The 23,568-nt window shown below is 51.8% G+C and carries 21 protein-coding genes; 11 read left to right on the forward strand and 10 right to left on the reverse strand.

Annotation, left to right across the window (positions count from 1 at the left end):
• Nucleotides 1-101: 101 nt before the first annotated feature.
• From OGY35_RS12305 to OGY35_RS12315, 3 genes are all read left to right on the forward strand, one after another.
• Nucleotides 102-1,871, forward strand: coding sequence for a terminase ATPase subunit family protein (locus tag OGY35_RS12305; RefSeq protein WP_286632402.1), 1,770 nt, complete (start codon nt 102-104; stop codon nt 1,869-1,871).
• Entirely contained in the window at nt 1,871-2,908 is a 1,038-nt protein-coding gene (locus OGY35_RS12310) for a phage portal protein (RefSeq protein ID WP_286632403.1), read from the forward strand. Before OGY35_RS12305 ends, OGY35_RS12310 begins: the two co-directional genes overlap by 1 nt.
• A 398-nt stretch (nt 2,909-3,306) precedes the next feature.
• The gene (locus tag OGY35_RS12315) at nt 3,307-4,290 is read left to right on the forward strand and encodes a DNA cytosine methyltransferase (RefSeq protein ID WP_286632404.1); all 984 of its coding nucleotides are present in this window, start codon (nt 3,307-3,309) and stop codon (nt 4,288-4,290) included.
• An 8-nt stretch (nt 4,291-4,298) separates the two neighbouring features.
• On the opposite strand, the gene OGY35_RS12320 is transcribed toward OGY35_RS12315, so the two are convergent.
• From OGY35_RS12320 to OGY35_RS12335, 4 genes are all read right to left on the reverse strand, one after another.
• Nucleotides 4,299-5,231: a hypothetical protein gene (locus tag OGY35_RS12320; RefSeq protein WP_286632405.1), complete on the reverse strand. Its 933-nt coding sequence runs from the start codon at nt 5,229-5,231 to the stop codon at nt 4,299-4,301.
• A gap of 26 nt (nt 5,232-5,257) precedes the next feature.
• Entirely contained in the window at nt 5,258-6,475 is a 1,218-nt protein-coding gene (locus OGY35_RS12325) for a ParB/RepB/Spo0J family partition protein (protein ID WP_286632406.1), read from the reverse strand.
• Between the two features lie 89 nt (nt 6,476-6,564).
• Nucleotides 6,565-8,868: a replication endonuclease gene (locus OGY35_RS12330; RefSeq protein ID WP_286632407.1), complete on the reverse strand. Its 2,304-nt coding sequence runs from the start codon at nt 8,866-8,868 to the stop codon at nt 6,565-6,567.
• Nucleotides 8,858-9,022, reverse strand: a complete 165-nt coding sequence (locus tag OGY35_RS12335; RefSeq protein WP_286632482.1) for a Cox family DNA-binding protein — start codon at nt 9,020-9,022, stop codon at nt 8,858-8,860. The genes OGY35_RS12330 and OGY35_RS12335 overlap by 11 nt, the downstream gene beginning before the upstream one ends.
• A 195-nt stretch (nt 9,023-9,217) precedes the next feature.
• Between OGY35_RS12335 and OGY35_RS12340 the strand changes: the two genes are divergently transcribed.
• Nucleotides 9,218-9,511 carry a helix-turn-helix domain-containing protein gene (locus tag OGY35_RS12340; protein ID WP_286546656.1) on the forward strand — a complete coding sequence of 98 codons (294 nt, stop codon included), beginning with the start codon at nt 9,218-9,220 and terminating at the stop codon, nt 9,509-9,511.
• A gap of 93 nt (nt 9,512-9,604) precedes the next feature.
• A complete protein-coding gene (locus tag OGY35_RS12345) occupies nt 9,605-10,585 on the forward strand; it encodes a phage integrase (protein ID WP_286632408.1) in 981 nt (326 codons plus the stop codon).
• 189 nt (nt 10,586-10,774) lie between these two features.
• Here OGY35_RS12345 and cpxP read toward each other — a convergent pair whose 3' ends face one another.
• A complete protein-coding gene (gene cpxP / locus OGY35_RS12350; RefSeq protein ID WP_152406230.1) occupies nt 10,775-11,275 on the reverse strand; it encodes a cell-envelope stress modulator CpxP in 501 nt (166 codons plus the stop codon).
• Nucleotides 11,276-11,425: 150 nt separating this feature from the next.
• Here cpxP and cpxR point away from each other — a divergent pair, with 150 nt between their 5' ends.
• Together cpxR and cpxA are read left to right on the forward strand one after the other, a co-directional pair.
• A complete protein-coding gene (cpxR, locus tag OGY35_RS12355; protein WP_152401156.1) occupies nt 11,426-12,124 on the forward strand; it encodes an envelope stress response regulator transcription factor CpxR in 699 nt (232 codons plus the stop codon).
• The gene (cpxA, locus tag OGY35_RS12360) at nt 12,121-13,494 is read left to right on the forward strand and encodes an envelope stress sensor histidine kinase CpxA (RefSeq protein WP_046493226.1); all 1,374 of its coding nucleotides are present in this window, start codon (nt 12,121-12,123) and stop codon (nt 13,492-13,494) included. Before cpxR ends, cpxA begins: the two co-directional genes overlap by 4 nt.
• Nucleotides 13,495-13,639: 145 nt before the next feature.
• On the opposite strand, the gene yiiM is transcribed toward cpxA, so the two are convergent.
• Nucleotides 13,640-14,311: a 6-hydroxyaminopurine reductase gene (gene yiiM / locus OGY35_RS12365; protein ID WP_178828383.1), complete on the reverse strand. Its 672-nt coding sequence runs from the start codon at nt 14,309-14,311 to the stop codon at nt 13,640-13,642.
• A 153-nt stretch (nt 14,312-14,464) separates the two neighbouring features.
• Between yiiM and OGY35_RS12370 the strand changes: the two genes are divergently transcribed.
• On the forward strand, nt 14,465-15,355 hold the full coding sequence (locus OGY35_RS12370; protein ID WP_286632409.1) for a dihydrodipicolinate synthase family protein: 891 nt from the start codon (nt 14,465-14,467) through the stop codon (nt 15,353-15,355).
• An 84-nt stretch (nt 15,356-15,439) separates the two neighbouring features.
• On the opposite strand, the gene kdgT is transcribed toward OGY35_RS12370, so the two are convergent.
• Both kdgT and sodA read right to left on the reverse strand, forming a co-directional pair.
• Nucleotides 15,440-16,423, reverse strand: coding sequence for a 2-keto-3-deoxygluconate transporter (kdgT, locus tag OGY35_RS12375; protein ID WP_152401149.1), 984 nt, complete (start codon nt 16,421-16,423; stop codon nt 15,440-15,442).
• 193 nt (nt 16,424-16,616) lie between these two features.
• Nucleotides 16,617-17,237, reverse strand: coding sequence for a superoxide dismutase [Mn] (gene sodA, locus OGY35_RS12380; protein ID WP_044257452.1), 621 nt, complete (start codon nt 17,235-17,237; stop codon nt 16,617-16,619).
• A 286-nt stretch (nt 17,238-17,523) separates the two neighbouring features.
• Here sodA and rhaT point away from each other — a divergent pair, with 286 nt between their 5' ends.
• Entirely contained in the window at nt 17,524-18,558 is a 1,035-nt protein-coding gene (gene rhaT, locus OGY35_RS12385) for an L-rhamnose/proton symporter RhaT (RefSeq protein WP_152401146.1), read from the forward strand.
• On the opposite strand, the gene rhaR is transcribed toward rhaT, so the two are convergent.
• Together rhaR and rhaS are read right to left on the reverse strand one after the other, a co-directional pair.
• On the reverse strand, nt 18,555-19,403 hold the full coding sequence (gene rhaR / locus OGY35_RS12390) for an HTH-type transcriptional activator RhaR (protein ID WP_152401144.1): 849 nt from the start codon (nt 19,401-19,403) through the stop codon (nt 18,555-18,557). The two genes, rhaT and rhaR, sit on opposite strands and share 4 nt — an antisense overlap.
• A 154-nt stretch (nt 19,404-19,557) precedes the next feature.
• On the reverse strand, nt 19,558-20,394 hold the full coding sequence (gene rhaS / locus OGY35_RS12395; protein WP_152401142.1) for an HTH-type transcriptional activator RhaS: 837 nt from the start codon (nt 20,392-20,394) through the stop codon (nt 19,558-19,560).
• A 300-nt stretch (nt 20,395-20,694) separates the two neighbouring features.
• On the opposite strand from rhaS, the gene rhaB reads away from it, so the two are divergent.
• Both rhaB and rhaA read left to right on the forward strand, forming a co-directional pair.
• On the forward strand, nt 20,695-22,164 hold the full coding sequence (gene rhaB / locus OGY35_RS12400) for a rhamnulokinase (RefSeq protein ID WP_286632410.1): 1,470 nt from the start codon (nt 20,695-20,697) through the stop codon (nt 22,162-22,164).
• The gene (gene rhaA / locus OGY35_RS12405; RefSeq protein ID WP_286632411.1) at nt 22,161-23,420 is read left to right on the forward strand and encodes an L-rhamnose isomerase; all 1,260 of its coding nucleotides are present in this window, start codon (nt 22,161-22,163) and stop codon (nt 23,418-23,420) included. The genes rhaB and rhaA overlap by 4 nt, the downstream gene beginning before the upstream one ends.
• Nucleotides 23,421-23,568: the final 148 nt, after the last annotated feature.

Below are 23,568 nucleotides of genomic sequence, written 5' to 3' on the forward strand. Positions count from 1 at the left end.
GCCACCGGTTACAGAAGTGCAACCCCTGACACAACAGGGGGTTAGCGATTCATCCCTCCTGAATCTTTAGCCTTGCCGTGTACTCATCACAGTGAGGTTTTATGACCACTACAACCGACACATCATTACTCAGCGACCCGCGACGACAGGCCGCGCTTTTGTTCTGGCAGGGCTATTCCGTGCCACAAATCGCGGAGCAGTTACAGGTCAAGCGCCCCACGGTGCAGAGCTGGAAACAGCGCGATAAATGGGAAGAGACCGCCCCGTTAAACCGGGTGGAATTCACGCTCGAGGCGCGACTGATTCAGCTCTATGCAAAGCCTGACCTGACGGCTCACGACTTTAAGGTCGCGGATTTTCTGGCGCGCCAGATGGAGCACCTCGCGCGGGTAAACCGCTACGGGCAGACCGGCAACGAAGCGGATTTAAACCCGAACGTCGCCAACCGCAACAAAGGGGAAAAGAAGAAGCCGAAAAAGAACTTTTTCAGCGAAGAGGCTATCGGGAAACTCGAAGAGATTTTCCTCGGGCAGTCTTTCGACTATCAGCTCGAATGGTGGCGCGCGGGGCTGGCGCACCGCATCAGGCACATTCTGAAATCGCGACAGATTGGCGCGACGTTCTATTTTGCACGTGAGGCACTGTTACAGGCGCTGAAGACCGGACACAACCAGATCTTTTTGTCGGCCAGTAAGACGCAAGCCTATGTATTCCGTAAATACATTATCGCCTTTGCCCGACAGGCTGGCGTCGAGCTTACCGGCGACCCGATTGTGCTCGGCAACAATGGCGCGGAGCTGATGTTTCTCGGTACCAATGCCAACACCGCACAGAGTCACAACGGTGACCTGTATGTCGACGAAATTTTCTGGATCCCCAACTTCCAGAAACTGAAGCGCGTCGCCGGGGGCATGTCGTCACAGGAGCATTTACGCACGACCTATTTTTCGACCCCCTCATCGCTGGCGCACGGCGCTTACCCGTTCTGGTCGGGTGAGCAGTTCAACAAGGGGCGCTCAGACAAGAGCGAGCGCGTCGATATCGATATCAGTCACGCCGCACTCGCGAAGGGCGTCGCCTGTCCTGACGGCCAGTGGCGACAGATTGTCACCATCGAGGACGCACTCGCCAAAGGGTGCACCCTGTTCAACATCGATACGCTGAAGCGCGAGAACAGTGTCGATGAGTTCCGCAACCTGTTTATGTGCGAGTTCGTCGACGATAAAGCGTCGGTATTCCCGTTCGAAGAGCTGCAACGCTGCATGGTCGACAGCCTCGAGAAATGGGAGGACTACCAGCCATTTGCCGACCGGCCATTCGGTCACCGCCCGGTGTGGATTGGCTACGACCCGTCATTACGTGGCGACAGCGCCGGGTGCGTCGTTATTGCGCCGCCGGTCGTTGCCGGTGGCAAATTCCGCATACTCGAGCGCCACCAGTGGAAAGGGATGGACTTCGCCCAACAGGCCGAATCCATTCGCGAGCTCACACAAAAATACACCGTGGAATATATCGGCATCGATGCGACCGGGCTCGGTCAGGGCGTCTTCCAGCTCGTGCGGTCTTTCTATCCGGCAGCACGTGAAATCCGCTACACGCCGGAAATGAAAACCGCAATGGTGCTCAAAGCAAAAGACACCATTCGCCGCGGTTGCCTCGAGTACGACGTCAGCGCGACCGATATCACGCAGTCGTTTATATCTATCCGCAAAACCATGACCAGCAGTGGTCGCAGCTCGACCTATGAGGCCAGCCGCACAGAGGAAGCCAGTCACGCCGATCTCGCCTGGGCAACCATGCACGTATTAATCAATGAGCCGCTGACCGCCGCGACCGGTGAGCGGTCATCCAGCATCATGGAGTGGAACTAATGAGCAAAAAACGCAACAAGCGCCAGCAGCCGCCGCACACCCAAAACCACACCGCCGCACCGGCTCAGAGCATGGAAGCATTCACTTTTGGTGAGCCGACGCCGGTACTCGACCGCCGCGATATTCTCGATTATGTCGAGTGTATCGACAACGGCCAGTGGTACGAGCCGCCGGTGAGCTTTTCCGGGCTGGCGAAAAGTATGCGCGCCGCCGTGCACCACAGCTCACCGATTTACGTAAAGCGTAATATTCTGGTGTCGACCTACATCCCGCACCCGTTGTTATCCCGTCAGGACTTCACCCGGTTTGCGCTCGATTATCTGGTGTTTGGTAATGCGTTTATCGAAGAGCGTCGCAGCCTGACCGGCAAGCCGTTAAAACTGGAAACCTCACCGGCGAAATACACCCGCCGTGGCATCGAGGATGACGTTTACTGGTACATTCAGAGCTACACACAGCCGCACCAGTTCGCGCCCGGCTCCGTCTTCCACCTGCTCGAGCCCGATATTAATCAGGAGCTTTACGGGATGCCGGAATACCTGAGCGCACTCAATTCAGCCTGGCTGAATGAATCGGCGACCTTGTTCCGTCGCAAGTATTACCAGAACGGCGCGCATGCGGGTTACATCATGTATGTGACCGACGCCGCGCAAAGCAGCACCGACGTCGAGGCACTGCGAAAGGCGATGCGCGACTCAAAAGGGCTCGGCAATTTTAAGAACCTGTTTTTTTACGCGCCGAATGGTAAAGCAGACGGGATTAAAATTGTTCCACTGAGCGAAGTCGCCACGAAGGATGATTTTTTTAATATCAAGAAAGTCAGCGCCGGCGACCTGCTCGACGCGCACCGCATACCGTTCCAGCTTATGGGCGGTAAGCCCGAAAACGTCGGTTCAGTGGGTGACGTTGAGAAGGTGGCAAAGGTCTTTGTGCGTAACGAACTGACCCCGCTACAGGCGCGGTTTATGGAGCTGAACGAATGGGCGGGTGAAGAAATTATCCGCTTCGAAAAATATACCCTCGGCGACGGCGAGTAACCCCACCCACAGCCGCCCGTCGTGGCGGCTTTACCCCCCACAGCACACAACGCCCTCAGCGCCACGACACGCCGTCACCGCTCCGCCTCGTTACTCACCCACGACCACAACAACGCCACAGGGACGCGCTCAGGCGCTGGAAAAATAAAATAATTACCCGCCTCAGCGCGCAATGCTATCCCCGCCACGCCTGCCCGCTTGATGGGTCGGTTTTAATGCAGCTGCAACAGGATGCCAGAGCCACATAAATACAAGGCTGCATCCAAGAAATGAGATTTGGTAATCGCATGCAAAAACATACAGCCTTGATGCATGGACACAATAAGCCATTTATGAGGCGACAGTATGCAGTCGCGGCATAAAAAGCTATACTCTTGCCCGTTTATCAGGGGGAGAAAATGCCAAAAGCTGTATCATTGTTCTCAGGCTGTGGTGGTTCCGATGCAGGACTGGTGAGAGCTGGTTTTGATGTCGTAATGGCAAACGATATTTTGCCTTATGCAAGAGAGGTTTATCTTGCCAACCAGCCAGAAACAGACTATCTCATTCAAGACATTCGGGAAGTGCAAACGTTTCCGAGTGCTGAGATTCTTGTTGGCTGCTATCCGTGTCAAGGATTTAGTCAAGGAGGCGCTCGTCTCGCTGACAGGAGCATTAATTTTTTATATAAAGAATTTGCTCGAGCATTAACACATATTCAACCTAAAGCATTCATCGTTGAGAATGTTTCAGGCATGAGAAACAGTACATTCCAGCACTTGCTTGATGATCAAATTGAACGTTTTTCCAATGCAGGAAGTAAAGGCTATAAAGTAGTTTGGAATGTGCTCAAAGCTCATCACTATGGGGTTCCACAAGAACGTAAAAGATTAATAATCGTAGGAATTAGAAACGATTTTAACTATGAATATAAATTCCCCGAACCCACTCATGGTGAAGATAAACTAACACCTTATGTGACAATCGGTGAAGCACTCAAAGATTTACCTGAATGGCCAGTCGGTGAGTTTTGTGACGACCCATTTCATTGGTACTATTTATCGAGAAATAGACGCCGCAACTGGGATGAAGTCAGTAAAACGATTGTGAGTAACCTTCGTCATATTCCATTACACCCAATCAGCCCTGAGTTAAGGAAAGTTGACATCGATAAATGGGAGTTTGTAACAGACTCACCAGCGAGACGTTTTTCTTATAAAGAAGCGGCTATTCTTCAAGGATTTAGTAAAGATTATACGCACCATGGTGGCAACCTAATTTTTCCTGAAATGAAAGATTTTGGAGCAGCTCGATTACTGAAAGAGCGTTACAAGGTCGTAGGTAATGCTGTTCCACCGCCACTGTTTGAAGCGGTGGTAAAAAATATCCCTGATATCTGGTAAATGGCCCATCACTGGGCCTTTTTCAAGTTTTTACAAAAATCAATTAACGTATTCAAATCATCGCGCATATCGTCAAAATCTTCTTTAAAGCGATCATGGGCAATAGTTAAACGAACTCGATCGAATATAATGCCAGCTTCAGAGCTGGCTTCTCTAATCATTTCATCAACTAAGATATAAGGCGTTGAAAAAACTTTTACGCATTTGATATAAGTAAGAGGGTGAAACCATGGTGTCAATCGTTCGATTTTTATGTCATTAAATTTAGTAGGCCAATCATTACCACAAGCACATTGCCCTAATGCAAATAAACGTCCATCTCGACCATCAAGGAAATCAACCCAAGTAACAAAATCAACACCACAATCCTTTATCCTTAATGCGTCTTCATCCTTCAAACCATTTTCAACACGCCAAGACCATTCTTTCGTATTTGGAGAAATCAATCCATTTAACTTAGTAGCCAACTCTTTATAATTAACAGGATTTCCTGTTGAACGAGGCCAACCAGTATGCATATGTTTTGCATGAGCACTTAAAAACTTTGTAAAAAGACGGCCGGCCATAATTTCGAAATATCGAGGCAACTTAACATTTTCACCTTTAGTTAAATTATTTATCATTGAAACACACAAGCAAAATAAATAAACAGGTGATGGGGAATCCTTTAAAGTTAGATGATTTGCTTTATATTCAAAAGGATACATATCCTCAAGAATATCTGAACGCCATTGAATATGTTCAGCAATCTGACCAACTAGAATATCTTTCCCTTGATCTTCTTTCATCCAATCTTCTTCAAAATGCCCATCTAATTCATCTAGCTCATCATAGATAGTTCCAGCAATTTTATCGTCTTCAATACCTGAATCAATCGTTGCATTAACATCAAGTAATGCGTTAAATTCAGCTTGATCCGCATCCGTAGCGAATCCCTGCATTTTAGAGCGCAATCCATAATTCACAATTAAAAGCCCTCTGAATCATTCCCGCTAATAGCTTGATTAATTGACACTCTAAAAGATCTAAATTGCTTGCTTATTTGCTCAAGATAATTATTTAACTCTATGGCATCTTGCCTTGGTAAGTCTTCGCGACCCACTCTAGTAATACATTCATCTAACCTTCCTCTAATATCTAGCATTAGGCTTGTCAGCCGTTCCCCAATAGGCTGTGTTAAATCATTGATCTCTTCAACATCTTTTCCTTGCTTAAGCAACACAATCTTTTCTGGTGATGCCACAACTTCGGCCAACACACCAAGATTGCGAGAATCTTTAACCTGTGAATTTTGCCCTTTATTTTTATTGCCAAACATAGCGGTCATAAGAAGCTTGGCATTATCTAGTTTTTTATCATCTATTGGATTTGAATCTGTAGGGTCTTCCGACAATCCAACAAAATCCTGTATACTCTTATAACCGAGTAATGTATAAACCCAAGAAAAAGGATAGCTTGTATTACTTCCCCGTCCTTTTTTTACACTATCATCCTTATTATATTTCCCTGTGGATTCCATTTGCTTTATAAAGTTGTAACCCGACAAAAGCCTTTTTATTGTACTATTACGATCTCCAATCATAGTCGAGATATCGCTAACACTCATATCTCCTTCTTTTATTGTTCTCGCAATCCACGCGGCTTTAGCATATGAGTCCCAATCTTTAGTGGAAACAATATGTCTAACACCAAGATAAGAAATAAGAGACTTTTTATCAACCCCATCATCACCTTCAAAAACGATTGCTGGAATAGGATCTATCTTTGGTTGCCCATGTGAAATATACTTATCTATATATTGTTGATGTAAATTTACCTGATCCCTAGCTCTATCATCGTTTTTAAGTATTAAACAAGCCGCTAGCCTTCTATTACCTTCCATTACGGTATATTTTTGATTATTATTTTTTCTGACCACCATGGGTTCAGCAGAAAAATACCCATTAACAGCAATAGAACTTATTACATCAGTGACACCATAATTTTTCACGATATTATTCAAAACATCGATCTGTGTATCCGTTACTGAGGAATCCTCACCAAAACGAGGGTTCTCAACATCAAGTTCTAGATCTTCAATAGAAATATATTCAACTTCTTTATGTCTTAATTTTTCTTCTACACCTGTCATTTTTTGCTTCATATCCCCTCCAACGCCTCGAATTCCTTGAGATTTATTACGCATAAACCTATCCTAATTTCACCGCTTCTAACATAAAAACGATCATGTTGCCAATAATAACTTTAGCAACAAGCCCAAAACAAGCCGAGAATCTAGTAACTTGAAGCAGAGCGATTTTTCTCACTTTGCCATCCAGACCATTCATCTAGGGGCTGGTAACTGAATTCTTTATCACCAAAACGAACAACAGCGCCGCGAGCTAGTACTTCAAGCTCCCATCTTTCCGGGGTGATACCTTCCTGAACCAAATTGAAACGAATTCTCGGTATTAGATCCCTTTCCGCTTTGGTTAGCCTGGCTGATGGTGCTTGTTCAGCAGGCTTGAGCGGTGCTGCATTTCTTTGTTGGCGACCTTTCTGATGCGCACCAGCTTTTAACGCACGGTTAAGCACCTTCATAACGTCCGGCTCATCCCAACCGATAACCCCTTTATCAATCAGATTTAACACCGCTGCGGCTTGCTCAGACGGTGCGGGTGTCATAACTGGAGTATCACCGCCGGTGAGCTTTCCACAGTTATTGACAGGACTCCGAGGCGCGGCGATGCCGCTTTTTAAAGTCAAAGGCTCAACGGCAACGGCCTTTGGAACGATTCGCCATTCTGATGTACGGGTGATCCGAATGTGACCAGCCCCAAGATGTGGGGCGTAAATACCGACCACTCTCTCGATATCCTCTTCATATTCGTTAACCTCATCAGTCGTGGTGCGCGCAACCCTGACGGTCTGGTCGCCTCGTTTAACATTCGCGCCACCCTGTGCGGCGATATAGAAATCAAACTCCCCCTCATCAGCAGCAGCGCGAGCCGCTTCGACACGATCGTCAAAATCGCTGGCAATACTGACGCCGCGAGGCAGCTTGCGGAGCTCGCGATATGCGCCCATCGTCGGGATGCCAATCGGTTTAAACTGAGGGATGCGCCATGTTGACGCCCATGCGGTGACCGCTGAGGCGGTATCTTTCAGGGGTTTACCGGTGTCTTTATCGAGCTGGCCGTCGAGCGCATAGCCGTCGATATTTTTAGCGATATATTTCGCGATATAGCCAGCCGCGCCGCCTTTGTTGAGATATTTAGCCTCGAAGCGATTACGCGCCGCTCCGCGCTCGTTACCGTCTTCCTTCATCGCATAGCGTCGCATAATGTCGATAATCTGCTTATGCTGGCTGCGTTTGCAAAACAACATCATATGCCAGTGGGGAGTTGCATCGTGATGAGGCTCAACAACGCGCATCCCGTAAACCTGCAAATCATTATCTTTGAATGCCGTGCGCATTTTGCTCCAGATGCCGCATAAATAGCGCTGACCATCTTTAGGTGTGTATGCCTCATCATTCCAGCCGTGATTAAGCTGTACGGTCTTATCTTTGCCTTTCCCTATCTGGCGAGTCGGGTGATATTTTGACGGCGTGGTGATCGTAATAAACATACCGACGTCACCCACTGATGCGGCGTAACGCTCAATACCGGCGATGGTATTCATCAGCTCCATACGCCGAATTTCAGGGTTTGAAATACTCGCCATAACCTTGCTAATCAGGTCGATACGCTCGCCTGTCACTTTATTCTCGAGCTCGCAAGATTTGAGGTATTCCAGATTAGCCAGGCGGCGCGCGTGAACGTCCCGAATTGCTGACTTGCTGGCATACGGAGAACGGTCTTTATTGACCTCACCGGCAGCAATCAGCAGGGACTCACGCCAGCGCATGCGCTGGGCTTTAAGCTGGCTGACCCACCACTCGTTATTCATCATGCGCGCGATGGCTGAGTAGGCCATACGGATGGTCATCTGACCTTTCCGGTATTTCTTCCAGTACATCGGGGTGATGTTAAGCGCGCGCACCGCGCCAGCGAGCTGGCCGTAAAGATACGATTGAGCATCATCGGTAAACAGCGCCTCTTTGCTCCCGTATGCCTCGGTGTATTCATCGCTAAATTCTTCATACGCCATGAAAATCTGTGCAGATAATCGGGCGGCGAATTTCTTCAGCACTTTGTCATTCATGTCCGGCAGCGTTTCAAATTTATCGCGTTCGGATAAAAGCCGTATCGATTTACTGGTGTCCATCCCGTACACCTGATTAACACGCTCGAGGCGCGGCCAGAGCCGTTCCTCAAATGTCTTTTTCAGGTAAAACAGGCCATGCACCGGGCTTTTAGTGCGGCGTATGTAGTTATAACGCGAGGTGAAATGCGAGCGCAGAAAAAACGGCAGACGGTCAATCTTGAATAAAACCGCTTGCACCTGACGGAATTCGGCACGTGTAAGAGGTCTGTCGCGACCAATGGCCGCTTTTGGTTTATTCCATGGGAAAGCGCCGGTGAAGGGCTCACCGGCATTTTTGCGAAATGGTGGTGGAAGCGAAGGGGCGACACGCCCCCGGTTCTCAACGGCCATCGTTGCAGAAAGCCGCCTGACATTGTTCGGCCACGCGCTCAATCTGCACTGCCATTGACTCAATCGCCGATGCTGGCTTGCCCACCAATTCTGCGAACTTATCAGGGTGTACCGCTTCCAGTGGGTACTGGATTACGTAATCATTAGTTTCCATCGCTTACCCCTACTCTTTTCTGATGAATGACCCGCCAAAACCTCTGCGGGCGTCTTCGTTCGTGCTAGTCTGAGCAGATCCAGCTCTTTACAGACCGTTCAGGAACGCTCCTGAAGGGCTGGACTCTCGCCCGTTATGGTACACATATAGGTTCCACTGACGGGGAATTTAGGACACATATAGGTTCCATGTCAAATGAAATTGAGCGAAAAGGTAAAAGCATTGAGGGAAGCGGAGGGATTGAGTCAGGCGAAGTTCTGCCAAATCATTGACTTGTCACTAAGCACTTTAAAGAAATATGAAACTGGTAACTTTGAACCTAGCGGCACAGCTCTGCTGAAGATAACGACCAACCCCCAATTTCAGAAATACACGCTATGGCTAATGACAGATAAAACAGCCCCGCAAGCTGGTCAAATAGCACCGGCCATCGCACACATTGGGCCAGACGCAACAAAATCACACCAATCCGAGAAACAGACTGGTTAACACTTTATAATCATTACATTTTCACTATTTGTTACCAAGATAGTGAGCTCTGCACCGGAGGGCTTTCTTATGTCAATACCGGAGGGCTTTCTTATGTCAATTAAGAAGCTCGATGATGGTCGCTATGAAGTGGACATAAGACCGCGCGGGCGCGAAGGACGTCGCATTCGCCGGAAGTTTGAAAGGAAAGCTGAAGCTGTAGCATTTGAACGCTATACGCTGGCAAACGCGAACAAGAAAGAATGGGCCGGACAGCGCGCCAACCGACGCACATTAAAAGAATTGCTGGATATATGGTGGAAGTATCACGGCCAGAACCACGAACACGGTCAAAAGGAATTTAATCACCTGCTCAAGACAATTAACGGGCTTGGCGAGATGCCGGTCAGCCGACTCAGTAAGCGGCTGTTAATGGATTACCGCTCGGTGCGGCTACGTGATGGGATAAGCTCTTCGACTATAAACCGGGATATGTACCGTTTTTCAGGTATGTTTACGAAGCTAATACAGTTAGAAGAATTTGTCGGCATCCACCCAGTGCACGGGCTACCGCCGCTGGCCGAAGCTAACCCGGAAATGACATTTCTAGAGAAGCAGGAAATCGCCAGCTTACTCGATGCCGTAACTGGTGATGATTTACTTATCGCTTTGCTCGGTGTCAGTACCGGTGGCCGCTGGTCTGAACTGGCGACATTGAAACCTTCGCAGGTAGTTAACTGTAGGGTCACATTCCTGAAAACCAAAAACGGGAAAAAACGCACCGTCCCGATTTCGGCAGAACTGGAAAAGATGATCAAAGAGAAGGCGAGCGGGAAGCTGTTCAAAGTCGACTATGAGAAATTTTGTAAGATACTGCGAAAGGTGAAGCCAGATATACCGCCGAATCAAGCAACGCACATCTTGCGCCATACCTTCGCCAGTCATTTTATGATGAACGGAGGAAACATAATCGCCTTACAGCAAATATTGGGTCATGCGAGCATCCAGCAAACAATGGTGTATGCACACCTTTCGCCGGGTTATCTGCAAAATGCCGTCGCATTAAACCCTTTAGCTGGCGGCACGACCTTATAAATTAGGAATGACCCAGAGTGTCCACATTGCGTCCACACTCTGGGAAATCTGAAACCGTTCAGAGTCGTTCCAACTTTTTATAAGTTGCTGTTTTAATAAGTCGTTTTATGTAAGTTATTGATAAAAAAAACCCCCACATCATGTGGGGGAAGACAGGGATGGTGTCTATGGCAAGGAAAACAGGGTTTACTACTGGGAACGTGAGTTGCTACTACTCAATAACTTCAACGAAGAACTTTTTTGCCATTGCGTCACGTCGCGCAACTGCTCCATTCTTTGTTGATGCTTCTCGTTCAAAACCGCTTGCTGCTCGGGAGTAAGCAGGCGATACATCTGGTTGCGAACTCTGGCCATTTCGACCTGTCTGGCAACCTGTGCCTGCGCCATCTTTTCTGCCTGAGCGCGTACAGCGGTTTCATCAAATTTTTCTGCAATAATAAGACGATGCATCGTCTCCATTTCGCTAACATTAACAGGCGGCTGTTCATGTCGGGCCTGTTGCATCAGATCTCGCATCTGTTGACGCTGATGTTCGGTTAAACTTATGCCGTCAAACATATGGCTTTGTACAGTGCGCGGCGCAGGGGATTCTCCCGAGTGCCAGTTATCGCCTGTAACGACTTCAGCTGCTTGGCTAACGGTACTGAGTGCCAGCGTTGAGGCCATGACGGCAGCGGTAACTTTGCGCATCATTTGCTCCCAAAATCTTTTCTGTCGCGATTCAACGAGAGACAGTTTACGATTCGGGCTGCAAACATGCGTCAGGGGGTGTAAAACAACGTAAAGTCATGGATTAGCGACGCCTGATGACGTAATTTCTGCCTCGGAGGTACTTAAACAATGAATAAAATCCTGTTAGTTGATGATGACCGAGAGCTGACTTCCCTGTTAAAGGAGCTGCTCGAAATGGAAGGCTTCAATGTGCTGGTTGCCCATGACGGGGAGCAGGCGCTTGAACTTCTGGACGACAGCATTGATTTACTTTTGCTTGATGTCATGATGCCGAAGAAAAACGGTATCGATACGCTGAAAGCGCTTCGCCAGACACACCAGACCCCCGTGATTATGCTGACCGCCCGCGGCAGCGAACTGGATCGCGTACTTGGCCTTGAGCTGGGCGCGGATGACTATTTACCGAAACCGTTTAACGATCGTGAACTGGTCGCGCGTATCCGCGCTATTTTGCGCCGCTCGCACTGGAGCGAACAGCAGCAAAGCAGCGATAACGGCTCGCCGACGCTGGAAGTGGATGCCCTCAGCCTCAATCCGGGTCGCCAGGAAGCCAGCTTTGACGGTCGGGCGCTGGAGTTAACTGGCACCGAATTCACCCTGCTCTATCTACTGGCACAGCATCTCGGCCAGGTGGTATCGCGTGAACATTTGAGCCAGGAAGTGCTGGGTAAACGCCTGACGCCTTTCGACCGCGCCATCGACATGCATATCTCAAACCTGCGGCGCAAACTGCCGGAGCGGAAAGACGGGCATCCGTGGTTTAAAACCCTGCGTGGTCGTGGCTATCTGATGGTTTCGGCTTCATGATAGGGAGCTTAACCGCGCGCATCTTTGCCATCTTCTGGTTGACGCTGGCACTGGTGTTGATGTTGGTACTGATGTTACCCAAGCTCGACTCACGCCAAATGACCGAGCTGCTGGATAGCGAACAGCGCCAGGGGTTAATGATTGAGCAACACGTTGAAGCTGAACTCGCGAACGATCCACCCAACGATTTGATGTGGTGGCGTCGCTTGTTCCGTGCGATTGACAAGTGGGCGCCGCCTGGGCAGCGATTATTGCTAGTGACCACAGAAGGACGCGTGATCGGCGCTGAACGCAGCGAGATGCAGATCATTCGTAACTTTATTGGTCAGGCGGACAACGCCGATCACCCGCAGAAGAAAAAGTACGGTCGCGTCGAAATGGTTGGGCCATTCTCCGTCAGAGATGGAGAAGATAACTACCAGCTTTACCTGATTCGCCCAGCCAGCAATTCCCAATCCGATTTTATCAACCTGCTGTTTGACCGTCCGCTATTGTTGCTGATTGTCACAATGTTAGTCAGTTCCCCGCTGTTGTTATGGCTGGCGTGGAGTCTGGCGAAACCGGCGCGTAAGTTGAAAAACGCGGCGGATGAGGTCGCTCAGGGTAACCTGCGTCAGCATCCGGAACTGGAAGCTGGCCCGCAGGAGTTCCTTGCCGCAGGCGCCAGTTTCAACCAGATGGTGACCGCCCTGGAACGCATGATGACGACGCAGCAACGTCTGTTGTCAGACATCTCGCACGAACTGAGAACCCCGCTCACGCGTCTGCAACTCGGAACCGCGTTGTTGCGTCGCCGTAGCGGCGAGAGCAAGGAGCTGGAGCGTATTGAAACCGAAGCGCAACGTCTGGACAGCATGATCAACGATCTGCTGGTGATGTCGCGCAATCAGCAGAAAAACGCGCTGGTCAGCGAAACGATGAAGGCCAATCATCTGTGGGGCGAGGTGCTGGATAACGCGGCCTTTGAAGCCGAGCAGATGGGTAAATCACTCACGGTGAATTTCCCACCGGGGCCGTGGCCGCTGTACGGTAACCCGAACGCGCTGGAAAGTGCGCTGGAAAACATCGTCCGTAACGCCCTGCGCTATTCACATACGAAGATTGAAGTTGGCTTCGCGGTGGATAAAGACGGTATTACGATCACGGTGGATGACGATGGCCCTGGCGTCAGCCCGGAAGACCGCGAGCAGATTTTCCGCCCGTTCTATCGTACTGACGAAGCGCGCGATCGCGAATCCGGCGGCACCGGTCTGGGTCTGGCGATTGTGGAAACCGCCATTCAGCAGCATCGCGGCTGGGTGAAAGCCGAAGACAGTCCGCTGGGCGGCTTACGTCTGGTTATCTGGCTACCGTTGTACAAACGTTCGTAACGGATTGTGCCGGATGGCGGCGTAAACGCCTTATCCGGCCTACAAATCTCCACGAGCGGTAGGTCGGATAAGCGAGCGCCATCAGGCATTTTCCGTTGACGGATAGCGCGTAGGCCTGATAAGCGCAGCGCCATCAGGCATCGCATTATCCCCACAATCTCCGTGAATTATCCTCGATTGTGCCGCTCAGTCGGCGCTTTTGCATCGTTCGCGTCCAGCTCTTCGACAGCCCCGCCGCTGACAGCAAACGGTGATACTGTTCATCGTCAAAAGGCATATGCCAGGCAATGGCGACAGCCTCCTGCACGCTGACGTCGCTAACCCGGGAGACCAGCTCCAGTGGCGCATCGGCTGACACCATACCTGGAGCAACCACGCTGCACAGCCAGCCCGTTTTGCCGCAGTTCTGCATCAGGCTCGCCATATCGCCGATCCCAAAGTGGAAATTGAGCTTGAAGCACGGTGAACGCGGCTGCGTGACCTGAATCAGCGCCTCGCCCCAACGGAAAATATCGCCAATATAGACATTTTGTTCCGTCAGGCCATCGGTAGAGAGGTTCTCACCAAAAGCCGGCGCCACAAATTGATCCGCCTGCTCCGGGAACTCGCGCGCCCAGTACAGATAATGCTCGCGTGGATAATGGCACAGCGCACGATCGGGCCCGCCGTGGATTTTCGTTTCTGCCTGTTCATCGCCTTCCAGGCCCAGTTCCGTCAGCATCAGTTCGCCATCGACCTGAATTTTGCCAATCGCACTGGGGCGGCTTCCCGCGTAGTCCTGAATCTTGCCGCTGAACACGTCTACTGGATATCGCATCTGGTCCCTCTCCCCGATAAATTTGCCTTATTTAACCACAATTATTTTACCTCAACCGCGCAAAATGAGAGCAAGGTTCACACGACGCGCAACTATCCATGCTATCTATTGAAGGGATTTTGAAACGCCATTTCATAATAAGGAGTCAACAACGTGACAGGTCAAACGCAGTTTGCTGGCGTCTGGTGCCCCTCCATTACGCCAATGGATCAGGATGGTAATATCGATCTCAACGGTCTGAGCCAACACCTTCAACGCCTGACTGAGGCAAAAATCGACGTGATTTTGCTGATGGGCAGTATCGGGGAGTTCGCGTCCTTCACTCTTGACGAACGCTTGCTGTTGATTCGCGAGGCGCGCGCCATGAGCTCATTGAAGATGGTGGCTAACGTCTCTTCCACCTGCATCCACGATGTATTACGGATGGCGCAGGAAGCGTATCGCACAGGCTACGATGCAGTGATGGTTCTGCCGCCGTATTACTACGGCCAAACGCCGAAGCAGTTGCTGAGCTACTTCCGCCAGTTGGGGCAAAAGCTCAGCGGCAAATGGTTCGCCTACAACTTCCCGCCACGCACCGGCAGCGATTTAACGCCGGATCTGGTCGCCCAACTTGCCAGCGAGTTCCCTAACTTTGCCGGGATCAAAGATACTGTCGACTGCCAGTCGCATACCCGTAGAATGATCGAGGCAACCCAGGCCGTACGTGACGATTTTGCCGTACTCTCAGGTTATGACGAGTATTTCATTCCTAACCTGCTGGCTGGCGGGGCGGGGATTATCTCCGGACTCAACAACGTTATGCCGGAACTGTTTGTCAGCGCGCGTGAAGCGTTCAAGGCCGGTGACCTGACGGCCCTGCGCGACATTCAGCAGAAAATTGGCGTCTATATGTCGATTTATGCCATCGGCGAAGATTTCGTCACCACCATCAAGACGGTGGTATCGCGGAAGTTCGGCTATTGCAGCGGAGTTTCACGTAATGCGGGCGGTGAGTTGAACGAACACGACTGCCGGACGATTGATGAGGTGTTTGGTCGTTAAAAGACAAGGCCTGGTGAGATTCACCAGGCTTTTTATGATGCAAAAAAAGGCCGGATAAGCGCAGAGCCATCCGGCATCATCGTGTTATTTCACGGCATGTTGGATTTCGATTGCCGCCGCTTTCGCTTTGACCTTCTTCGACCAGACAGAGGTGATAATTGGCACAAGGATTGATGTCACAATCACCGAGGTTGCCACCAGCGAGGTTGCCGCCGGCGCCATCGGTTTAAATGCGGGCACCATTTCTGCGATCAGTACCGGTGTCGCCACCGCCGCACCTGCTGAGCTGGAAGCGGCAATCCCTGCCGTACCGTCGCCGCCGCCGATCAGTTTATCGGCAACGATCAGCGGAATACCGGTCACGATAATCACCGCCACACCCAACAGAATGCCCAACAGACCGGTCTGCGCAATCACGCTCAGATCGATGGTGTTGCCCAGCGCAAAGGCGAAGAAGGGGATCAGCGTCTGTACCGCTTTACTGAAGAACTCGCGCAGCTCAGGGTCCAGATTTCCCAGCGTGAAGCCCACCAGGAATGGCAGCACCGCGCCGACAAAAACATGCGGTTCAAACGACGCAATCCCGGCCGTACCGAGGATGATCATCGTCATCAGCGGACCAGATTCCAGCGACATCAGGACAAATGCCCCGGCCTCTTCTTTGGTGCCGTACTGCTGCATGATCGACGCGTACAGCCCACCGTTGGTCATGTCCATTGCCGCAACCAGCGCCAGTGTCGACAGCCCGGCAAAGAATCCTACCTCCACGCCATGTTCAGGGATAATCCGCGAGGCAATCGCCGCCACCACCCACGCCACAGCAATTTTGGTCACCACCAGCGTTCCGGACTTACGCAGGACAGTACCCGTTGCGCTCAGCTTGATGGAGGCCCCCATGCAGAAAAACCACACGGCCAGAATCGGCACCGTACCGGTGATCATCCCGTTGGTGAATGAGCCAAAATATTTCCCCGCGTCGGGAGAGAACGTGTGACACAACGCGCCCAGGAACAGAGGGACGAGCATCATGCCGCCAGGGATTTTTTCTATCGTGCGTTTAATCTGCATTTCCATCACCTTCCGATGTAAAGATGTGTCAACGATAGACATTCAGCACAATAATAAAAGTGATCCCAACCACATAACAAAACAATGTTTCATTTTTTGTGGATCGCTGTTTTTGATTTGATTTTGATCACAAAAAAACCCCACCGGCCGCGCCGACGGGGTCATACAAACGCTACGTCTTGTTAAATAAGACTTATTTTTTCGCCGCGAAACGCGCAGCCGCTTCGTCCCAGTTCACCACGTTCCAGAACTCTTTGATGTAGTCCGGGCGACGGTTCTGGAATTTCAGGTAGTAAGCGTGTTCCCACACGTCCAGACCCACAATCGGGAAGCCGGAAGCGCCAGAAATCGCTTCACCCATCAGCGGGGAATCCTGGTTTGCGGTAGAAACGACCGCCAGTTTATCGCCTTTCAGCACCAGCCAGGCCCAGCCAGAACCGAAACGGGTTGCAGCAGCTTTTTCAAACTCTGCTTTGAAGTTATCAACGGAGCCGAAATCACGTTCGATAGCCGCTTTCAGATCGCCCTGCAGGGTCGTGCCCTTTTTCAGGCCTTTCCAGAACAGGCTGTGGTTAGCGTGACCGCCCGCGTTGTTACGCAGAACGGTTTTTTTGTCGGCCGGTACCTGATCCAGTTTAGCGATCAGCTCTTCCGCAGACAGGTTAGCGAATTCAGGCAGACTTTCCAGCGCCGCGTTGGCGTTGTTTACATAGGTCTGGTGGTGTTTGGTATGGTGGATTTCCATCGTCTGCTTATCGAAGTGCGGTTCCAGCGCATCATAAGCGTACGGCAGGGATGGCAGTGTATAACTCATATTCATCTCCATTATTGTCGAGCGGCCGGGTGTTAACGCCGCGTAAGCAGTTGGTTCATTATAGTTAATTAAATGATATTGAAAATGATTATCAATGCCGTACTTTTTATAAGGTTATTACCTTTTCGCCTATTGTTGATTATGTGAGCCATATCACCCACTTAACCGGCCCTTTGCCAGAAAGGAAAAATCGCGGCAATCGGCAAAAGGTTATACCTCTGCGCAATTTTTAAACTCATGACGTCGGAAGGGTAGAAACGACGATAAAAACAATGAGGATGATGTAATGAGTAACGCGATTACGATGGGTATTTTTTGGCATTTGATAGGCGCGGCCAGTGCAGCCTGTTTCTATGCCCCGTTCAAACAAGTGAAACAGTGGTCATGGGAAACCATGTGGTCGGTCGGCGGGATTGTCTCCTGGCTGATTCTTCCCTGGACCATCAGCGCCATGCTGCTGCCCAACTTCTGGGCCTACTACAGTTCTTTCAACCTCTCCACTCTGCTTCCGGTGTTCCTGTTCGGCGCAATGTGGGGCATTGGTAATATCAACTACGGCCTGACCATGCGCTACCTCGGCATGTCGATGGGGATTGGCATTGCCATTGGCATCACGCTGATTGTCGGTACGCTGATGACCCCTATCATCAACGGCAACTTTGATGTGCTGATTAACACCGAAGGCGGGCGGATGACCCTGCTCGGGGTACTGGTTGCGCTGATTGGCGTCGGGATTGTCACCCGTGCGGGCCAGCTCAAAGAGCGCAAAATGGGCATCAAAGCCGAAGATTTCAACCTGAAAAAAGGGCTACTGCTGGCGGTGATGTGCGGCATTTTCTCCGCAGGCATGTCGTTTGCGATGAACGCCGCGAAGCCGATGCATGAAGCAGCCGCGGCGCTGGGTGTAGACCCGCTGTATGTCGCGCTGCCAAGCTACGTGGTGATCATGGGCGGCGGCGCGCTGGTCAACCTGGGCTTCTGTTTTGTTCGTCTGGCAAAAGTGAAGAACCTGTCGGTAAAAGCCGACTTCTCGCTGGCAAAATCGCTTATCATCACCAACGTGCTGCTGTCCGCGCTGGGTGGCCTGATGTGGTATCTGCAATTCTTCTTCTACGCCTGGGGCCACGCGCGCATTCCGGCGCAATATGACTACATCAGTTGGATGCTGCACATGAGTTTCTACGTGCTGTGCGGTGGTATCGTCGGTCTGGTGCTGAAAGAGTGGAACAACGCCGGGCGTCGTCCCGTCAGCGTACTGAGTCTGGGATGCGTAGTGATCATCATCGCCGCCAACATTGTCGGTCTGGGGATGGCAAGCTAATCACTTGAGTTACTGAGATGACGCCACTGACTGGGCGTCATCCCGGTTTCCCGCGTGAACACCACAGAAAAGTAGTTACTGTCCTCAAATCCACACTTCATCGAAATTTCACCGATCATCAGACGGCTGTGCTGAAGAAGATATTGCGCATGGCAGACGCGAACCTGACGCTGATACTGGTTAATCGTCATCCCGGTCTGGCTACGAAACTGCTGACGCAGCACGCGTTCGCTGCACGCCTCCCGGCAGCAAAAGGTATCCAGCGCAAACGGACGTTCCAGACTGGCGGCCAGCGCGGTAATCAGTTTATCCAGCAGCGTTTCGCTGGAGGTCGCTGGCAGCGTGTCGGTGGCATAGCGATGGCGCTTCAGCGTCATTACCAGTTGGCCAAAGAGCAGCTCTGCCATCTCGTTAGCGAGCGGATCGTGCTGGTTACTTTCATGCTCAATCTGGCTTATCACCTGGCGCGCCTGCGTCATTCCAGCACTGCCCAGCCGCCAGTGCGGCTGCCGCGGCGTGCCGTTAAATCCGGGAATCGCCCCCTCCCAGCCCAGATTCAGCTTTAGCCGCTCCGGGCAATAGATGATGTTTTGCAACACGAGGTCATTAACGGAGGTATAGGAGTGCTTGTCTTCGGCACGAATATAAAACAGATCGCCACGGGTGATGCGATAAGGACGGTCGTTCAGCACATGCAGACCATTGCCTCGCCAGACAATCACCAGCTCACAGAAATCATGCGTATGTTCGGCAAACACATCCTGCGGATAGCGATCGGCAACGGCGACGGCCTGCCCGGCATTCGCAAAGAAGTCGTCTTTTAGAAGAATCAGTTGATTCGCCACCAGAATATTCCTTGCCGGATGGCGGCTTCGCCTTATCCGGCCTACAAATTACGTAAACACGTAGGCCGGATAAGACGCCACCGCGTCGCCATCCGGCATCACAGACCGATGATTATCAGCAATTTGGCGGCGAAAAACGTTGATAGTATTCGCGTTACTGAAGTAACGCATCCCGTCCCTGGCGGATGTCGCGCGGCGACCAGTCAAATTCACGGCGAAACAGGGTCGAAAAGTGGTTACTGTCGCCGAAACCGCAGCGATAGGCGATCTCAGTGACGCTTTCATCGCTATGACGTAACAGATGGCGGGCCTTGATTAAACGCAGACGGTTGAGATAGCGCTGCGGCGTCAATCCGGTCTGTTGCTTCAACTGGCGATGCAATGTGCGCAGGGACAGCGAGAACCTACCGGCCAGCGCCTCCCAGCACACTTCTTCCGCAAAATGATCTTCCAGCCAGGCCATCAGATGATTCAACCGTGCATCGTTATTTTCCGCCCCTTCCATCAGGCTACTTTTGCGTAGCAGCACCAGCAACTGCATGAACAGAATTTCACGATTGGCCACGCCGGGGAGATCGCTCTCATCGCCATCCTGTTCCATTTTTGCCACCAGTTGACGCACCTGTTGCAGCGCACCCTGATTTACCCGCCAGTGGGAGGGATACACGCCATCCTGTTCCTGCGGCAGCAGTTGATCCAGTCCGGCCAGGAAGCGGAACGCATCGGGCGAGCGGTAGAGCACATTGGTCAGGCAAAGATTGTCCGTATGTTCATACAAGTGCCGGTCATGGTCGCGGACAAAGCAAACCGTACCGCCGCTGATGGTATAGGGCTGCCCATTGAACACATGAATACCGGTGCCATGTTCCACAATCACAATTTCATGAAAATCATGATGATGCTCTGGAAAAGCAGGCTGCGGTAGCCGGGGCTCGATGGCCACGGGCGCTTTACCTGATGGAAAAAAATCCACGCTGTGCAGTACGGTCATGATGGCATCCGGGTCAAATGAACATGTCAGAAATAGTAATTAAGGGTTAGCCACCTCACCTTAAATTTTTGACACGAAACCGTGCAAACAGGGTCAATTTTTCAAGAAAAGACGGGAAAGATCCGGAAATGCGGACGGCGTCACATCAGGGGATATCGCGCTTATTACCGGAAACTGTGAACGTTATCACGTTCACCTTTGCTTTCTTGCCAGCGGCCAATTTTGCCTGTCAGTAACAAGAAGGTGAGCCATGACGAGGTTTTCTAGACTGGGCTTAATGAAACTCAGAAGGACCTCACTATGACTTTTCGCCATTGTGTCGCTGTCGATCTTGGCGCCTCCAGCGGACGCGTAATGCTGGCGCGCTATGACAGTGAACATCGCACCCTGACGCTGCGTGAAATTCACCGCTTCGTTAACTGCCTGCAAAAGCAGGACGGTTTCGACACCTGGGATCTCGACAGCCTCGAAGACGCCATCCGCCTGGGTCTGGAAAAAGTCTGCGATGAAGGTATCCGCATTGACAGTATCGGTATTGATACCTGGGGCGTGGACTATGTCCTGCTCGATAAACAAGGTCAGCGTGTCGGACTACCGGTTTCCTACCGTGACAGCCGCACCACAGGAGTGATGCAGCGCGCGCAGGAACAGCTCGGTAAATGCGCGATTTATCAACGCAGCGGGATCCAGTTCCTGCCGTTCAACACGCTTTACCAACTGCGCGCACAGGTCGAACAACAGCCGGAACAGGTTGCGCAGGTCGCGCACGCCCTGCTGATTCCCGACTACTTCAGCTTTCGTCTGACCGGGGAATTGAACTGGGAATACACCAACGCCACCACCACTCAACTGGTGAATATCAACAGCGACGACTGGGATGAAACGCTGCTGGCGTGGACGGGGGCGGACAACGCCTGGTTTGGTCGCCCCACGCATCCGGGCAACGTGATTGGTTACTGGATTTGCCCACAGAAAAATCAAATCCCGGTGGTGGCCGTCGCCAGTCATGACACCGCCAGCGCGGTAATCGCCTCGCCGCTGGCCGATAAACACAGCGCGTATCTCTCATCCGGCACCTGGTCGTTAATGGGCTTTGAAAGCAGAACGCCTTACACCAACGACGCCGCGCTGGCAGCGAACATCACTAATGAAGGCGGCGCGGAAGGGCGTTATCGGGTACTGAAAAATATCATGGGACTGTGGCTGTTACAGCGTGTGCTGAAAGAGTGTCAGGTGGACGATCTGCCCGCGTTAATTGCCGCCACGCAGTCATTGCCCGTTTGTCGTTTCCTGATCAACCCGAATGACGATCGCTTTATCAACCCCGCCAACATGAGTGCCGAAATTCAGGCCGCCTGCCGCGAGTCCGGGCAGCCGGTGCCCGACAGCGATGCGGAACTGGCCCGCTGTATTTTCGACAGTCTGGCGCTGCTGTACGCCGATGTGTTGCAGGAACTGGCGACGCTGCGCGGCGAGTCTTTCAGCCAGTTGCATATTGTTGGCGGTGGCTGCCAGAACGTCTTGCTGAACCAGCTTTGCGCCGATGCTTGCGGTATCCGCGTCATCGCCGGCCCTGTTGAAGCCTCCACGCTCGGCAACATCGGTATCCAGTTGATGACGCTGGATGAACTGAGCAACGTCGATGACTTCCGCCAGGTGGTCACCGCCAACGACAACCTGACCACTTTTACCCCCAATCCTGACAGTGAGATTGCCCGCTATATCGCGCAATTTCATTCAAAACGACAGACAAAGGAGCTTTGCGCATGACCACTCAACTGGAACAAGCCTGGGAACTGGCGAAACAACGCTTCGCCGCAGTAGGTATTGATGTCGAGGAGGCTTTGCGCCAGCTCGATCGTCTGCCGGTCTCGATGCACTGCTGGCAGGGCGATGACGTCGCCGGTTTCGAAAACCCGGAAGGGTCGCTCACCGGCGGTATTCAGGCCACCGGCAACTATCCGGGTAAAGCGCGCAATGCCCGTGAGCTACGCGCCGATCTGGAACAGGCGCTCAGCCTGATCCCTGGTCCCAAACGACTGAATCTGCATGCTATCTATCTGGAATCTGATACCCCGGTCGCCCGCGACAAAATCAAACCGGAGCACTTTAAAAACTGGGTGGAGTGGGCAAAAGCGCATCAACTCGGTCTGGATTTCAATCCGTCCTGCTTTTCGCATCCGCTGAGCGCAGACGGCTTCACGCTGGCGCACGCCGATGACAACATCCGCCAGTTCTGGATCGACCACTGCAAGGCCAGCCGCCGCGTATCCGCTTACTTTGGTGAACAACTGGGTACGCCGTCGGTGATGAATATCTGGATCCCGGACGGTATGAAAGATGTCACTGTGGACCGTCTGGCCCCGCGTCAGCGCCTGATGGAGGCGCTGGATGAGGTCATCAGTGAAAAACTGAATCCGGCGCACCATATCGACGCCGTCGAAAGCAAACTCTTTGGTATCGGCGCGGAAAGCTACACCGTCGGCTCCAACGAGTTCTACATGGGATACGCCACCAGTCGCCAGACCGCGCTGTGTCTCGATGCTGGCCACTTCCATCCCACTGAAGTGATCTCCGACAAGATCTCCGCCGCCATGCTGTACGTGCCGCGTCTGCTGCTGCACGTGAGCCGCCCGGTGCGTTGGGACAGCGACCACGTGGTGCTGCTGGATGATGAAACCCAGGCGATTGCCAGCGAGATCGTACGCCACAACCTGTTCGACCGCGTCCACATCGGTCTCGACTTCTTCGACGCTTCCATCAACCGCATCGCGGCATGGGTCATCGGCACCCGCAACATGAAAAAAGCGCTGCTGCGCGCCCTGCTGGAACCGACCGAACATCTGCGCCAACTGGAAGCCAGCGGTGATTACACCGCGCGTCTGGCACTGCTGGAAGAGCAGAAATGTCTGCCGTGGCAGGCGGTATGGGAGATGTATTGCCAGCGCCATGACACGCCAGCCGGTAGCCAGTGGCTGGAGAGCGTTCGCACCTATGAGAAAGAGATTTTGAGCAAACGCGGTTAACGCATCATTGCCGGATGGCGCTGCGCTTATCCGGCCTACTGACACACTCAACATCGTAGTTTGTAGGCCGGATAAGACGCATCGCGTCGCCATCCGGCAATAAATGAAACACGAATGCCGGATGGCGCTGCGCTTATCCGGCCTACTG

This window comes from Citrobacter sp. Ct235 (assembly GCF_030332305.1).
Classification (GTDB): Bacteria; Pseudomonadota; Gammaproteobacteria; order Enterobacterales; family Enterobacteriaceae; genus Citrobacter_A; species Citrobacter_A telavivensis.